Annotated in this window: 11 protein-coding genes and 1 pseudogene; 5 read left to right on the top strand and 7 right to left on the bottom strand. The window is 69.8% G+C overall.

From position 1 onward, the window contains the following. Window positions 1–47: 47 nt before the first annotated feature. Window positions 48–197 carry a hypothetical protein gene (locus RVR_RS08580; protein ID WP_202233276.1) on the top strand — a complete coding sequence of 50 codons (150 nt, stop codon included), beginning with the start codon at window positions 48–50 and terminating at the stop codon, window positions 195–197. 8 nt (window positions 198–205) lie between these two features. Here RVR_RS08580 and RVR_RS39295 read toward each other — a convergent pair. From RVR_RS39295 to RVR_RS08610, 7 genes and pseudogenes are all read right to left on the bottom strand, one after another. Continuing rightward, window positions 206–742: pseudogene (locus tag RVR_RS39295) on the bottom strand (WXG100 family type VII secretion target); the annotation flags it as partial. A gap of 260 nt (window positions 743–1,002) precedes the next feature. Next, complete coding sequence (locus RVR_RS08585) at window positions 1,003–2,145, bottom strand: PLP-dependent cysteine synthase family protein (RefSeq protein WP_202233277.1); 1,143 nt, start codon at window positions 2,143–2,145, stop codon at window positions 1,003–1,005. After that, window positions 2,138–2,890 carry a class II glutamine amidotransferase gene (locus tag RVR_RS08590; RefSeq protein WP_202233278.1) on the bottom strand — a complete coding sequence of 251 codons (753 nt, stop codon included), beginning with the start codon at window positions 2,888–2,890 and terminating at the stop codon, window positions 2,138–2,140. Before RVR_RS08590 ends, RVR_RS08585 begins: the two co-directional genes overlap by 8 nt. 184 nt (window positions 2,891–3,074) lie before the next feature. Beyond that, a complete protein-coding gene (locus RVR_RS08595; protein WP_202233279.1) occupies window positions 3,075–4,052 on the bottom strand; it encodes an amino acid ABC transporter permease in 978 nt (325 codons plus the stop codon). Continuing rightward, a complete protein-coding gene (locus RVR_RS08600) occupies window positions 4,049–4,696 on the bottom strand; it encodes an amino acid ABC transporter permease (RefSeq protein WP_202233280.1) in 648 nt (215 codons plus the stop codon). Before RVR_RS08600 ends, RVR_RS08595 begins: the two co-directional genes overlap by 4 nt. 6 nt (window positions 4,697–4,702) lie before the next feature. Further along, window positions 4,703–5,662 carry a glutamate ABC transporter substrate-binding protein gene (locus RVR_RS08605; RefSeq protein ID WP_202233281.1) on the bottom strand — a complete coding sequence of 320 codons (960 nt, stop codon included), beginning with the start codon at window positions 5,660–5,662 and terminating at the stop codon, window positions 4,703–4,705. Between the two features lie 276 nt (window positions 5,663–5,938). Next, complete coding sequence (locus tag RVR_RS08610; RefSeq protein ID WP_272933139.1) at window positions 5,939–6,697, bottom strand: amino acid ABC transporter ATP-binding protein; 759 nt, start codon at window positions 6,695–6,697, stop codon at window positions 5,939–5,941. 155 nt (window positions 6,698–6,852) lie between these two features. Here RVR_RS08610 and RVR_RS08615 point away from each other — a divergent pair, with 155 nt between their 5' ends. The 4 genes from RVR_RS08615 to eccD all read left to right on the top strand — a co-directional run bounded on the left by RVR_RS08615 (window position 6,853) and on the right by eccD (window position 14,731). Further along, a complete protein-coding gene (locus tag RVR_RS08615; RefSeq protein ID WP_202233282.1) occupies window positions 6,853–7,788 on the top strand; it encodes a LysR family transcriptional regulator in 936 nt (311 codons plus the stop codon). Between the two features lie 699 nt (window positions 7,789–8,487). Next, on the top strand, window positions 8,488–9,153 hold the full coding sequence (locus RVR_RS08620) for a response regulator transcription factor (protein WP_237404642.1): 666 nt from the start codon (window positions 8,488–8,490) through the stop codon (window positions 9,151–9,153). 157 nt (window positions 9,154–9,310) lie between these two features. Beyond that, window positions 9,311–13,234, top strand: a complete 3,924-nt coding sequence (eccCa, locus tag RVR_RS08625) for a type VII secretion protein EccCa (RefSeq protein WP_202233284.1) — start codon at window positions 9,311–9,313, stop codon at window positions 13,232–13,234. A 108-nt stretch (window positions 13,235–13,342) separates the two neighbouring features. Further along, on the top strand, window positions 13,343–14,731 hold the full coding sequence (gene eccD / locus RVR_RS08630; RefSeq protein ID WP_202233285.1) for a type VII secretion integral membrane protein EccD: 1,389 nt from the start codon (window positions 13,343–13,345) through the stop codon (window positions 14,729–14,731). Window positions 14,732–14,736: the final 5 nt, after the last annotated feature.

The raw sequence follows: 14,736 nt of genomic DNA on the forward strand, positions 1-14,736 counted from the left end.
CCCCCTTCAAGAACTGCACCACCTGCACCGCCACATCCGTCCCCACCATGAACCCCGCACCCATCGCCACATTCCGCACCAGCCCCGCCAGAACCCGACGACACACCACCTGCACCCCCGCCACCACCGCCGACTCCAACTCCGGCAACCCCACCGCGAACAACTCCACCAACGTAGACGCCAACCACACCAACTGAATCAGCAACGACAACTTCGCATACTCCAACTGCACCGCCGTCTGCCGAGTCAACTCACCCAAACCCGCTGCCGACTCCGCGATATTCGGCACCACCACCGACAACTGACGCCGAAACTCCTCAAACTCCTGTGCCACCGCACCCCCCACCGCACCCAACACACCCGCCGTCGCCGGATCAATCTCCCCCACGAGACCCCGCAACTCCGACGCAGCCAACCGCCACGCCCCACCCAACTCCTCAAGCCTGTCCTCATCACCCTTCGGAAACCCCTGCCCCACCGCCAGCCGAGCCACCCAATCCAACTCAGGCGGCAACCTGATCGTCATGAGCGGGGGCGGCGAGCAGCCGCGGTCTCGGGGAGAGAGGATCGCGTTGGGGGGCGGACGGGCGTCACGCGCCCGTATCCGACACCGCCGCGCGCATGACGGAGGCGAATCCCGCGGCCGAACAACACCATCGTTGCTTCCCCTTTCCGGCCGCGCGCACGGCCGGCTTCTCCGGCACAGCGAGTCCCAGCAATGTGAACGAGGCACCAACGCCATGTAACACCGCCGTTAACATCTCTGTCACCAAGCCCTGCTGCGCAATGGCCGTTCGCGCCTCCGCTCTGCCTGTTCGGACCATGGGGAATGGTCGGACACGTGACATCAGCGGTGTTCCCTCACCGAGCCAGCCGGAAAAGCCGCGACCGCGACCGCCGCAACTGGCGGCGGACGCGGTCGGGGGCCCTGCTGTCTCATGTCGTCGCGGCGGCACGGACGCCGGCCCGGAACAACTCGGGGCTGATGGGCTGCGGCGTGGGCTACGCTGGAACGGCGCCGGTAGTCATGAGGCGCTCGAGTGCTTCGGAGTAGGGCGTGATGTCCAGGCCCTCCTCGACGAGCCAGGAGTCGTTGTAGTAGGTGTCCAGGTAGCGATCGCCCGGATCGCACAGCAGAGCGGCGATGCTGCCCTCCTGTCCCACACTGCGCATCTCAGCGGCGATGCGCAGCGCCGCCCACAGGCCGGTGCCGGTGGAGCCGCCGGCCCGGCGGCCGGTGTGGCGGTGCAGCAGGCGCACGGCAGCCAAGGCGGCGGCGTCGGGAACGCGCATCATCCGGTCCACGATCCCGGGCAGGAAGCTGGCTTCCATGCGAGGGCGGCCGATGCCCTCGATACGCGAGCGGCCCGCGCGCACGGTACCTGGGTCGCCGCTGAGCCAGCCGTCGAAGAAGGCCGAGTTCTCCGGGTCTGCCACGCACACACGGGTGCTGCGCATGGTGTACCGGACGTAGCGAGCCAGTGTGGAGGAGGTGCCGCCGGTACCGGCGGTGGCGACGATCCAGTCGGGGTCGGGGTGGCGCTCGTGGCCGAGTTGGTTGAAGAGGGACTCCGCGATGTTGTTGTTGCCACGCCAGTCGGTGGCGCGTTCGGCGTAGGTGAACTGGTCCATGTAGTGGCCGCCGCTGGCGGCGGCCAGCCGGGCCGCGGCGTCGTAGACCTCTGCGGCGGAGTCCACGAGGTGGCAGCGGCCCCCTTGGTCCTCGATGAGGCGTTGCTTGACACGGCTGGTGGAGCGCGGGACGACTGCGATGAACGGCACACCGATGAGAGCGGCGAAGTACGCCTCAGAGACGGCGGTGGACCCGCTTGACGCCTCGATCACCGGGCGGTCGGCGGTGATCCACCCGTTGCACAGGGCGTACAGGAACAGCGAGCGGGCCAGCCGGTGCTTGAGCGAACCGGTTGGGTGGGTGGACTCGTCCTTCAGGTAGAGGTCGACGCACCACTCCTCGGGCAGGGGGAAGCGCAGCAGGTGGGTGTCGGCGGATCGGCAGGCGTCGGCGTGGATGCGACGCACCGCCTCCCTCGTCCAGGTCCGGGCCGCGGTGTCCGAGCGGTCGACGTCGAGTGTGGTGGCGGCGAGCCCTGCCGTCTGGCGGACGCCGGCGGTCAGGTCAGGCATCGTAGAACTCGGGGTCACGGCTGCCTGCGGTGACCTTGAGGACGTACCGGGGGGGGAGCCTGCGCCACCCCGGGGCAGGCTGTGGCCAGCCGACGGAAGCAACGAGGGTGACACCGCCGGCCTCCCGGTAGCGCAGGTCGAAGTAGTCCGCGCCGCGCCGCTCGACGACCTCGGAGCCGGGATCGTTCTCCTGGTAGGCGTACAGGGCATCCGGAGTGAGCAGCAGGCAGTTCAGGGCGACGCAACTGGTCGCGAGCATGCGCACGTCGGCGGCCGTCTGACTGATCGCCTTGGCGGGCTGCACCCCGGCGTCCATCCGGGTGCGGACAGCCAGGTAGTAGCGCTCGCTGTCGGTCTGTCCCTCGGCTGCGGCCAGCAGGCTGGGATCGGTGGCGCCGATCAGGCAGTCAAGGGGCCGGTAGTCGCCGTTGTGGACGAACGCGGATCGTGCGTCGCCGAAGGGGTGGGTGTTGCCCGGGACGGCGGGCAGGCCCGGGCTGGCCAGACGCAGGTGCACGATGGCCATGTCAGTCACGCAGGTGCCCAGCCAGCGGCTTAGCCGGGGGCTCGTGTCCCCGCGTTCGGGAGCCTTCACGATGCCGACCGATCCGTCCGGGTCGCGGTGGGCTACGCCCCAACCGTGGCCGTGCTCGCAGGCCAGGTCGAGGAACGGTGCGAGGTCGTCGCCGATCAACTCATCGATGGGTGCGGGTTCGTCGGCAACAACGCCGATGAAACGACACATACGCAGATCACTTTCTGTACAGGCCGCCGTAACGGACCGCGGTTTGGCGCCCCTATGGGCGCGCCGGTTGTGCGGTTTCGGGCGCTCCTCCCCTGGCTCGGACCCGGCATGCCGGCCTCCGGAAGCAGGGTTCGGAGGCCGGCATGGGTGTCGGCCGGCGTCGGAGGCGGGCGGTGGCGGCGCGTCAGGCCGTCGGCCGGCGGCGGGTCGGCGACGGGCCATCGCCCATGCACCGCTCCAGCCATCCGGCGGCTGCGGCCAGCGCGGTGTTGACCGCGACGTACACCAGCGCCACGACCAGGTACGCCTGCACGACCGTGTGGTCGAACTCGCCCAGCACCTTGGCCGCGTTGAGCAGTTCGAGGAAGCTCACCACGTAACCCAGTGTGCTGTCCTTCAGCAGCCGGACGAGCTGGCTGACCAGGGCGGGCGCGGTCTGCCGGACCGCCTGTGGCAAGACCACCAGCCGCATGGCCGTCCAGTGGTTGAGCCCGAGCGCGTAGGCGGCCTCGCTCTGCCCACGCGGCAGGGCGCGTACGCCGGACCGGAAGATCTCCGCGAAAACCGCCGCGTTTGTCAGCACGATCGGCCATACCAGCTGCCAGAACAACCCCAGGTGCACCCCGGCGCCGGGCAGGCCGAACAGGCAGGCGTAGATGAGCAGCAGCAGCGGTACCGCGCGCAGCACCTCGACGTAGACGGTGGCGGGCAGGCGCAGCAGCGGGGTGCGTGCGAGCCTCCCCAGGGCCAGCAGGGCGCCCAAGGGCAGAGCAATGACCCCGCTGACCAGGGTGACGCGTACGGTCGCCCACAGCGCGGTGAGCAGGTAGTGGATGATCGGCCACTGGCCGAAGATCCGCCACTGCGCGGCCTGGAGTTGCCCGTGCGCGGCGAATCGGTCGACAACCGCCCATGCCAGACCGGCCAGGGCCAGCAGGGAGAGCGCGCTCGCCACCGCGATACGGCGGCGGCCCACCGGTCCAGGCGGATCGAACAGCCCGTCGTCCTCGCCGCCGAGGCGTTCCAGCACGGTCGTGATTCGGCTGGGCGGCGGCGGTGCGGAGGCAGAGCCGGGGGTGGTCGGCCCGGCGGTAGCCGACGACGCACCACGGTGGGGGTTGGTGTGGCTGCGGGAGTCGCCCTTGTGCAGGACCGGGCTCATCGGGCCACCGCCATCCTCCGGTCCAAGAACCCGGCCAGTCGGCCCACGGACAGCGCGATGGCGACGTAGAGGACCGCGGCGGCCCCGAAGGTCAGCAGCGGCTGAGCATAGCGCTGGTCGAGGAGTTCGGTCTGCCCGGTCAGCTCCTGGGTGACGCCGACGGCCGCGGCCAGTGAGGAGTTGAGTGTCACCGCGATGAGTAGGGAAGCAACGGGCTGGATGACGGTCCGGACGGCCTGCGGAAGGACCACCAGCCGCAGCACCTGCCCGAAGCCCAACCCCAGGGCCCGGGCGGCCTCGATCTGGCCGCGGGGCACGGCCCGCACACCCGCCCGCAGCACCTCGCAGAAGAAAGCCGCCCAGTACAGGCTCATCGCCGTCACAGCGGTCCACTGCAGCGAGTAGACGACGCCCACCTCCGGCAGGCCGAAGACGAAGAGGGTGAGCAGCACCAACAGCGGGATGCTGCGCAGTACGGCGACGTACAACCGCCCGAAGACCCGCAACGGCAGCACGGGACTGATCCGACACACCGCCAGGAGGGCGCCTAGCAGGGTGGCCAGCAGGAAGGTGCAGGCGCTGATCTCCGCAGACACCCGCAGTCCGCTCCCGAAGACCCCGATGTGGTCGGCGATGAATCCCACCGCCGATCAGTCCACGGCCGGCGGGGTCGGGACCGGGCCGGGTACCTCGGTGCCCACGGTGGCCTTCCACACCTTCGCCCAGGTGCCGTCCGCCTCAACCTTAGTCAGCCAGGCGTCCACGAACGCCTTGAAGTCCGGCTGGTCCAGCGGGACGCCGATGCCGTACGGCTCCTTGGTGAACGTGCCCGGCAGGACCTGGACGTCCTTGTTGGTGACCGCGTTTCCGGCGAGGATGCCCTGATCCAGAACGTAGGCGTCGGCGCGATGCTGGCTGAGCGCCTGGAGGCACTCGGTGTTCGTGTCGAACAGCTGGATCCTCGTCTTCGGCGCGGCCGCCTTGACCGCCGTGGGCACCGTGGACCCGGATTCCGTCACCACGGTCTTGCCGTTCAGATCGGCGAACGAGGAGATGCCGGTGGTGCCCTTGCGGACCTCGATGGCCAGGCCGTCCTCGTAGTACGGACCGGCGAAAGCGACCTGCTTTGCCCGCTCGGGCGTGATCGTGTACGTGGCGAACACAGCGTCGACCTGATGCGCCTTCAACAGCGCCTCACGGGTCTGCGAGGTGACGTTCGTCAGATGGGTCGACGGCTTGCCGATGATGTACTTGGCCAGCAGCTGCGACATCGCCGCGTCGAAGCCCTCCGTCTTACCCGTCGTGGGGTCGAGCAGGGAAAACAGGGCAGCGGTCTGGGTACCGCCCACCCGCAGTGTGCCGCTCGCCTTGATCTTCGCAGCGGTGGAACCGGGCTTGATGCCGGTGGCCGGCTGCTCGTCGGCGATGAGGTTCGCGACCGTGTCGGAGTCGCTCTTGACCGCGGCCTTGGCTCCGCCACCGCCTGGCACCGACGAACTGGAGGAACCGTTGGAGGAGCAGCCGGTGGCCAGCAGGGCCGCGGTTGCGAGGGCACCGGCGGCCAGCGCTCTGCGGCGGAAGGGGAACGAAGGGGACGAGAGGGCGTGCATACGCGGATTCCTTGTCTGATGTGCTGCGTCGGCCCCTCGCAGGACAGCTCCGCGCCCTCCGGAGGCGCGGTGCTGGGATGCGGGGCCGTCGCGCGAGCGTGACGGCGTACGGCGGGTGTGGGTGCGGGTCCTGTCGGCCCCGTTCCGGGGGCGAAGGGCGTTGGCGCCTGCGTTTCTCTCCGTGTGCGGGGTCCAGTGAGGGCTCGGGTCCGGCTCGAATGGGTGGGAGCCGAAGTGCGGGTCAACGCGGCGCGACTGACCGGGCATTCCAGCGCCTCAGTGCTGGAGCACCTTGGCCAGGAAGTCGCCGGCGCGCTCGTGGCCGGGGTCGGCGAAGAAGTCGATCGGTGGAGCAGAGGTGAGGATGCGGCCGCCGTCCATGAAGACCACGCGGTCGGCGACCTTGCGGGCGAAGCCCATCTCGTGGGTTACCACGATCATGGTCATGCCCTCGGCGGCGAGTTCGGCAAGGACGTCCAGCACTTCCTGGATCATCTCCGGGTCGAGCGCGGACGTCGGCTCGTCACACAGCAGCACCGACGGCTCCATGGCCAGCGCGCGGGCGATCGCCACACGCTGCTGCTGGCCGCCGGACAGCATGGCCGGGTGGGAGTCGGCCTTGTCGGCGAGGCCGACCCGGGCCAGCAGCCGCAGGCCGCGCTCCCGGGCCTCAGCCTTGGACACGCCGCGCACCTTGACCGGTGCGAGCGCGATGTTCTGCAGGGCGGTCAGGTGAGCGAACAGGTTGAAGGACTGGAAGACCATGCCGGCCTCGGCACGGAGGTTCGACAGGCCCCGGCCCTCGGCGGGAACGGGGACGCCGCCGACCTCGATGGTCCCGGAGGTGATGGTCTCCAGGCGGTTGACGCAGCGGCACAGCGTGGACTTGCCGGACCCGGAGGGTCCGATGACAGCGACAACCTCGCCACGGCGCACGTCCAAGTCGACATCGTGCAGGACCTGGGTGGTGCCGAAGTGCTTGTTGACGCCTCGTATGCGTACCAGAGGCCCGGTGTCCCGGTCCTCGGAGGCGATGGGTTGCGTTCGGGTGGGGCTTTCCGATGGTGTCACTCGGAACTCCTGCGGCGTCGCACGGTGGAATTGGCCACGCCCCCATTCCAGCGGACTGCGGTCGCGTTCGTCCAGCGAGGGTTTTTTCGCATCTCCATCAACGTCGTTTATCGTTCACCATGGACATACAGCAGTTGAAGGTCCTGACCGAGGTCGCACGAACTGGTTCGTACACCGGGGCAGCCCAGGCACTCGGCTACACCCAATCCGCGGTCAGCTACCACATGCGTCGGCTCCAGCAGGCGGTCGGCTCCGCTCCGGTGGTCCGGATCGGCCGCAGACTCCAACTGACCGAGGTGGGTCACGTGCTGCTTCGCCACGCGGACGCGATCTTCTCCGCACTGCGCGCCGCGGATCAGGAGGTGGCCTCGGTAGTGGCACACGGCGGCGGCCTGGTGCGACTGGTCGCCTTCCAGAGCAGCTGCGTGACGCTGCTTCCGCAGGTGGTCGAACGACTCCGCGTCTCCCAACCGGAGGTGCGGATCACCGTGGTGCAGGCAGAGCCGGTCGAGGCACGCCGCCTGATCCGAGCCGGCGAAGCGGACCTCGGATTGCTGTGCAACTGGGAGAACGAGGAGCTCCCGGAGGGCGAGGAGACGATGCTGAGGATGGAGTTGATGACGGATCGGCGCTTCGTGGTGATGCGCGAGGATCATCCGTTCGCCGGGCTTCGCACGGTGGATCTAGCCGAACTCGCTGATAGCAGCTGGGTGATGGAGAGCTTCCGGGACCGCTTCACCGCCGCGTGCACCAACCTGGGCTTCTCGCCACGCGTGGTGGCCACAGTGGACGATGCCCTGGCCATCCAGGCGCTGGTGGCCTCGGGCCTGGGCATCACCTTGATGAGCGAGTTCGCCCTGCGCTGCCCCTCCCTGCCCGGCCTGGTCCGCCGACCGCTGAGGAACTGGCCTCTGCGCCGCACCTACCTGCTGTTGTGGCCCGACATGGTGCGAGTGGCGGCTGTGGCTGCCGTGGTGCGTGTAGTGCGTGCGACCGCCGGGGAGTTCGCCGCGGAGGATCCCGGGACCGCCCCCGGGTGCCCCACCGGGGGTTGACAAGCAGTCACTCTCGGCGTTTCCTTACGGAGCGTGTTCTACCGGCCCTGATGGGCGCCCCTCCGACGGGCGCCCGCCAGCCAGGGTCCAGGACGACCACGCGTCGTGCTCTCCACGGCCTCGGTCGGCGACGCACAGCGGATGAACTCCGGCGTCCACTGCGAGCCCCGACCCAGAATGTGTGCTGGTATCCGCCATGCCCCATCGCGTGGACCGCTGCCGCCCTGACCCCTTCGGCGGCTTCTGAGACAGCCGCCGAGCACGTGAACATCTCACATCAGAGCGCCTTTGAGTTTTCCGCTTACCATCCCGCACCGGGATGCTCGTGCATTCTTTCGATCACCATTTTGTTCGGGACTCAACTACCTACTCTGCGAGCGATTCCCCGCCGCAACCGCAGTAGGTCGCTCGAGCGCCTTCCTGGACGCCGGAGAGGAGAAACGGATGGTCGCCGTCAATCCGGGTGGTGCCACCCCCGCTGCGCCCACCGTCACATACCCGCCCCGCCCCACACGGCTCGGAGGCCCGTCCGCCACGCGCCACCGCCCCCCGGTCTCTACCAGCGGCACCGCCCCCAGGTCCGCTTATCTGCCCGCGCCCGCCGAGGCGGGACACGAGCGCCCCTCCGATCCGACACAGCGAGAACGTTCCGCCGGTGAACACGAGGGCCGCAGCAGTGGCGACCGGTTCGCCGCTCCCGTGCTCCGGTCGGACCGTGTCGCGCCCAACAACGCCCCCGAAACCGGAAATCCGGGCAGCATCCGTCTGGCTGTCCATGCCGACGACCCGATCACCCACCTGGCGCTGGTGAGTTACGTCAGGCGGTACCCGCAACTGGCGCTGACCCGCTGGGGCGCCCCCGCCGACATCGCTGTAGCCGCGCTGCAGGACCCGGACACCGAGTCCCTCGGCGCGTTGTGCGAGCAGTTGTCCAGCCATCCCCAACTGCTGCTCATCGTAGACGGCCACTGGTCGGCCGACCTGTACGCGGCGTTGGCCGCGGGCGTGCGCGCTGTGCTGTTCCGGCAGGACTTCACCTGGGAACGGTTCGGCGAGACGCTGAAGCAGGCGCAGGCCGGTCACGGTGACCTGCCCACCGAGCTCCAGGGCCAGTTGCTCGACAAGGTGCGACAGACCCACCAGGAGGTGCTCGCCCCTCGCGGCCTGACCCCAGGCGGGCTGACCCTTCGGGAAGTGGACGTCTTGCGACTGGTCTCAGAGGGAGACGAGCTCCAGGATATCGGGGTCAAACTCGGCTATTCCGAACGCACCATCAAGAACGTGCTGTACGGAGTGATCAAGCGGTATCAGTTGCGCAACCGTGTGCACGCGGTCGCGTACGCGATCCGGTGCGGCCTGATATGACCGGAGTCGTCGGATGCGGCCGGTTCCCGCGTGCGGCTCCCGCCATCGGGCGGGTTCTCGGAGGTACTCGGCAGTCTGGCGAGCCCGGCGAGCGGAAGGGGAGACGTCGTTGAGTACCACCGTGGTTCGACGGGCTCCGCGTGGCGAGGGACTACCGATGCCCGAGGGCCAGGTCGAGTTGGCCGAACCGCCGTCCTTGGGCGAGTCGGCGCAGGCCGACCTCAGCTCCGCGCTGATGTACATCCCGATGGGGCTGAGCACTGGCGCGATGATGCTGATGTTCTCGCAGGGTCGCTCCGGGCCGCCGACGTACATGATGTCCGGCCTCATGGGCACGTCGATGGCGAGTATGGCCCTCACCCAACTCGGCCGCACCGGCGGCGAGCGCCGCCGCCGGATGCGTGCCGAACGGCGTGACTACCTGCGCTATCTGGCACAGAAGCGCGCCCAGGCCAGGACAGCGGCGGAACAGCAGCGCGCGGCACTGCTGTGGGACAATCCGCCGCCCGAGCAGTTGTGGGCCTTGGCCTCAAGCAGCCGGCTGTGGGAGCGGCGGCCGGGTCACGACGACTTCGCCCGCGTCAGGATCGGCACCGGCAACCGGCGAGCAGCTTTGGAGTTCCTGCCGCCGCAAACCCGACCGGTAGAGGATCTGGAACCGCTGTCAGCGGTGTCGCTGCGCCGCTTCACCCGCGCCCACCAGCAGGTGCCGCACCTGCCGGTGCCGGTGTCGCTGCGCCGCTTCACCAGCGTGGAGTACGCCGGGTCCGGTATCTCGTCGCTCGCACTGATGCGCGCCATGGTCGGGCAGATGGCCGTACTGCACTCCCCGGACGACCTTCGCATAGCTCTCCTGGGCGGAGAGCTGGCAGCTGAGGAATGGGACTGGCTGAAGTGGCTGCCCCACAACGGGCATCCCTCGGAGTCCGACGCGGCCGGACCGCTGCGGCTGGCCTCCGGCGACCACGACGAACTGATGGACCTCCTCGGCACCGAAGTCCGCGACCGTCCGGACCACGACCCGGACGTCTCACCGAGCAGTGCTGAGCCGTTCGTGGTGGTCTTGGCCCAGGACATCCAGCTTCCGGAGGATTCCCGCCTGCTGGGGAACGGTCTGCGCAACGTGGTGCTGCTTGATGCCACCGGTGCGATGCCCGGCGGTGAGCGGGTACTGCGGTTGACGGTCCGTGAAGGTCAAGCCGAATACCCGGCCGGTAATGGCACCGCCACGGTGAGGGCCGACACACTCAGCCGTAGCGGTGCCGAAGTGCTGGCCCGCTCGCTCGCCCCGCTGCGTACCAGTGGAGCCATCGACCTGGTGGACCGCTCTCTCGACTCCGACTTCGAACTCACCACGCTCCTCGGGCTGCGTGACCCGCACAGTTTCGATGTGCTCGCCACCTGGCGCCCGCGGCAGGTGCAGTCCGCACGGCTGAAGGTGCCGTTGGGGGTCACCGAGGACGGCGAGGTGGTGGAGCTCGACCTCAAGGAATCCGCGCAGGGCGGGATGGGCCCGCACGGCCTGCTCATCGGCGCCACGGGTTCCGGCAAGAGCGAGTTGCTGCGCACCCTGGTCACCGGACTGGCAGCCACCCATTCCTCCGAGGTGCTCAACCTGGTACTGGTGGACTTCAAGGGAGGTGCCACCTTTCTCAACATGGACCGCCTGCCGCACACCTCGGCGGTCATCACCAACCTCGCCGACGAGATCCACCTGGTGGACCGCATGCGCGACTCCATCAACGGCGAGATGGTCCGCCGCCAAGAACTGCTGCGCGCGGCCGGCTACTCGTCGCAGTACGACTACGAGAAGGCACGCCTCTCGGGCGCCAGCGGTATCGCGCCGCTGCCCTCCCTACTGATCATCGTCGATGAGTTCTCCGAACTCCTCGCGTCGAAGCCGGAGTTCGTCGAGCTGTTCGTCTCCATCGGTCGACTGGGGCGAAGCCTCGGGGTACACCTACTGCTCGCCTCACAGCGACTGGACGAGGGGCGCATCCACAAGGTGGAGGGTCACCTCTCCTACCGTGTGGCGCTGCGCACCTTCTCGGCGATGGAGTCGCGCAGCGTCATCGGCGTCACCTCAGCGTACGAGCTGCCGTCCGCGCCGGGCAACGGCTACCTCAAAGTCGACACCACGAACCTCGTCCGCTTCAAAGCGGCCTATGTCTCCGGTCCGGCGCCGGCACCGCCCGCACCGGGCGAGGCCATAGTGGAGAACGGCCCTGTCAGCGAGATCGCGCTGTTCGGCCTGGGTCGACTCGGCGCCGCTCCCCAGCCGGCCGCAGGGCCCGAGCCCCTTGGCGCGCCCGAGCGTGAGACGACCGACGCGGTCGACGACCGAGAGAGCCTTCTCGAACTGCTGACGCGGCGGCTGGAGGCGGCCGGCGGCCCGCCGGCCCGCCAGGTGTGGCTGCCACCGCTGACCGAGTCCTCCAGCCTGGACGAACTCCTGCCGGGCATCGTGCCGGACCCGGCACGCGGCATGTCCGCATCCGGCCACCGCGGCGTGCCGCTGTCCCGGGTGCCTCTGGGCATGGTGGACCGTCCCTACGAGCAGGCCCGTGAACTGCTATTGGCCGACCTGTCGGGCCCCGACGGACACCTCGGCCTGGTCGGGGCCCCGCAGACCGGCAAGTCCACGGCGCTGCGCACCCTGATGCTGTCGCTTGCGCTGACCTGCACACCCGCGGAGGTGCAGTTCTACTGTCTGGACTTCGGCGGCGGCCTGGTGTCCACGGTCGGCCTGCCGCACATCGGCTCGATCGCGGGCCGCTTGGATCGCGACCGGGTTCAGCGCACCGTCGCCGAGCTGAGCCAGTTGCTGGAGCGCCGGGAACTTAACTTCGCCGAGCACGGCCTGGAGTCGATGGCGGCCTATCGCGCCGAGCGAGCCGCCGGGCGGATCGACGATCCCTACGGCGATGTCTTCCTCGTGGTGGACGGTTGGGCGACGTTCCGCTCCGAGTACGAGGACCTGGAGCAGACCGTCATCGAACTCGCCGCGCGGGGCCTGTCCTTCGGCGTGCACGTGGTGGCCTCCGCCATGCGCTGGTCGGAGATCCGGCCCCGGCTGCGCGACCTGCTCGGCACCAAGCTGGAGCTGCGGCTCGGAGACTTCATGGAGTCCGAGGTCAGCTCCCGCACCGCGGCGACCGTGCCGCACCAGCCGGGCCGCGGCCTGGTCTCCTCCGGTCACCACTTCCTGTCCGCGCTTCCCCGGCTGGACGGCCTGTCAGGCACCGACGACCTGACCGCCGCCACCAAGTCGGCCGTCTCCGAGATAGACACCTTCTGGGAGGGCCCGCGTGCCCCGAAGGTGCGGCTGCTGCCCGCCCGGCTCCCGGCCCAGCAGTTGCCACCACCCCCCACCGACGGCAGAGAGCTGCGCGTGTGCCTGGGTCTTGACGAGCAGCGACTCGCGCCGACCTGGCACGACTTCGGGGCCCATCCTCATCTGACGGTGCTCGGCGACGGCGAGACCGGTAAGTCCAACGTTCTCCGCCTGCTCATCCGCGGCGTCTGCGCCCGGTACACGCCGGAGGAGGCCCGTATTCTGGCCGCCGACCCCGGCCGCGGGCTCCTCCGCGAGATCCCGGCGGAGTACCGGGTGGGCTACGTGGTCGACAGTGACGGCCTCGGCGGACTGGCCGAGTCCGCAGCGGTTTCGGTGGGAAAGCGCCTGCCCGGGCCCGACATCAGCCCGGAGCAGCTCGCCAGACGCGACTGGTGGCACGGCCCGCAACTCTTCGTGGTCATCGATGACTACGACCTGTTCGGCGGAATGCCGGGTGCGCCCTCCCCGATGGCGCGCCTGGTCCCGCTGCTCGCTCAGAGCCTGCACATCGGCCTGCATCTCATCGTCGCTCGCAGTGCCTCGGGCGCCGGCCGGGCGATGATGGACCCGGTGCTGCGCCGGCTGTGGGAACTGGGCAATCCCGCGCTGCTGTTCTCGTACCCGCGTGAGGAGGGCAAGTTCCTCGGCGAGGCCAAACCGCGCACCCTGCCCCCTGGGCGCGCCCAACTCGTCACCCGCCGCTCGGTGGGACTGGTCCACACCGGACTGGTCCAACCCCGCTGACCCGCCGCGCCCAGTCGTCCGGCCCCCTCCCCCGCATCCGCTCTCCTCCCCTCCGGCAGCGCCGAGGCCGGTCCCCGGGCCAAGAGCCCCTTCATCCGCTGGAGCACCATGACGACCTCCGCTCCCCCCTCGGCGGCACCCCCCGCCGACGTCTGCCGCATCACCGTGGAGGGCCCTACCGGCCGCGCCGACCTGGCGGTGCCGGTCACCCTTCCGGTCGCCGCGTTGCTGCCTGTGCTGCTCCGGCACGCCGGTATGCCGGACGGTGACGGCCGCACCTGGGTACTCCAGAGACTCGGCGACCAGCCCCTCGACGCAGAAGGCACACCGCAGACGCTGGGCCTGCGCCACGGCGACGTGCTCTACATGCGGACCGCCGAAGAAGCTCTGCCCTCACTCCACTTCGACGACATCGCCGACGGTGTCGCGCACGTCGTCAGCGCGCGGGGCGGACGGTGGAGCCCCACGGCGACCCGCGTGCTCGCCCTGGTCGGCTCGGGACTGGCGCTGGTGACGCTGGGCGCCGGCCTGCTGATGGCTGGCCCCAGCGCGGTCGTGGCCACCGCGGCGGGCGCAGACGCCCTACTGCTGGCCAGCGGCTGTGTGGCGGCAGCCCGTCTGGCCGTCCATCGGTCGGTGGTCCTGACCGCGGGCGGCGGCGCGCTCGCCTTCGGCGCGCTGGCCGGACTGGCGGTCCCGGCGGTCGGAGGCGGCGGCTTCTCACCGGACCGCCCGGGTCTTCTGCTCGCCGCGGCCTGGACCGCTGTGATCGCCGGGTCGCTGCTCGCGTTGCGCGCGGTGCCGGCCGCCCTGCCCGGCTCGATCCTGCTGGCGGCCGCGGCTGGGGCGACTGCCTGCGGGCTGGAGGCAGGCGGCTGCTCAGCCGGGCAGGCCGCCGCGCTCACCGCCGGGACCCTCTTCGTCCTCGGCCACCTCGGTCCACGCGCCGCGTTGCGGCTCGCTCGGCTCCGTGTACCACAACTACCCTATGACGCCGACGAGTTGCAGCAGGACATCGAGCCGCAGCCGGAGGAGGTCCTGCGGTCCCGGGCCACAGTGGCCAGCGTCCTGCTGGACAGCCTCGCCGTTGCCTCCGCAGTCTTCTACCTGCCGACGTGGTGGCTGATCACCCAGCGGGGCGGATGGACATGCTGGGTGGTACCGCTGGTCTTCGGCGCCTCGGTGTTGCTGCGGGCGCGCGAACTGACCGGCGTGGTCCAGAGGGTGGCCACGGTGATCGGCGGTGCCGCCGGCCCGGTCGCGGTGGCAATGTTCGTCGTCGCGCCGCACGGCACCGGGACGCGGCTGGTGGTACTCGTGGCCATGCTGGCCGTCGCCTGCGGACTGCTGCTGGCGGCCGAGCGGCTGCCCGGCAGGCGGCTGCTGCCGATCTGGGGCCATCTCGGCGACATCGCCGAGTGGATCACCACGATCGCGCTGGTCCCACTCCTGCTGCAAGTGGTCCACATCTACGCGCATGTGCGCGCTCTGGCCTGAGGGAG

The sequence above is a fragment of the Streptomyces sp. SN-593 genome (assembly GCF_016756395.1).
Taxonomy (GTDB): Bacteria; Actinomycetota; Actinomycetes; order Streptomycetales; family Streptomycetaceae; genus Actinacidiphila; species Actinacidiphila reveromycinica.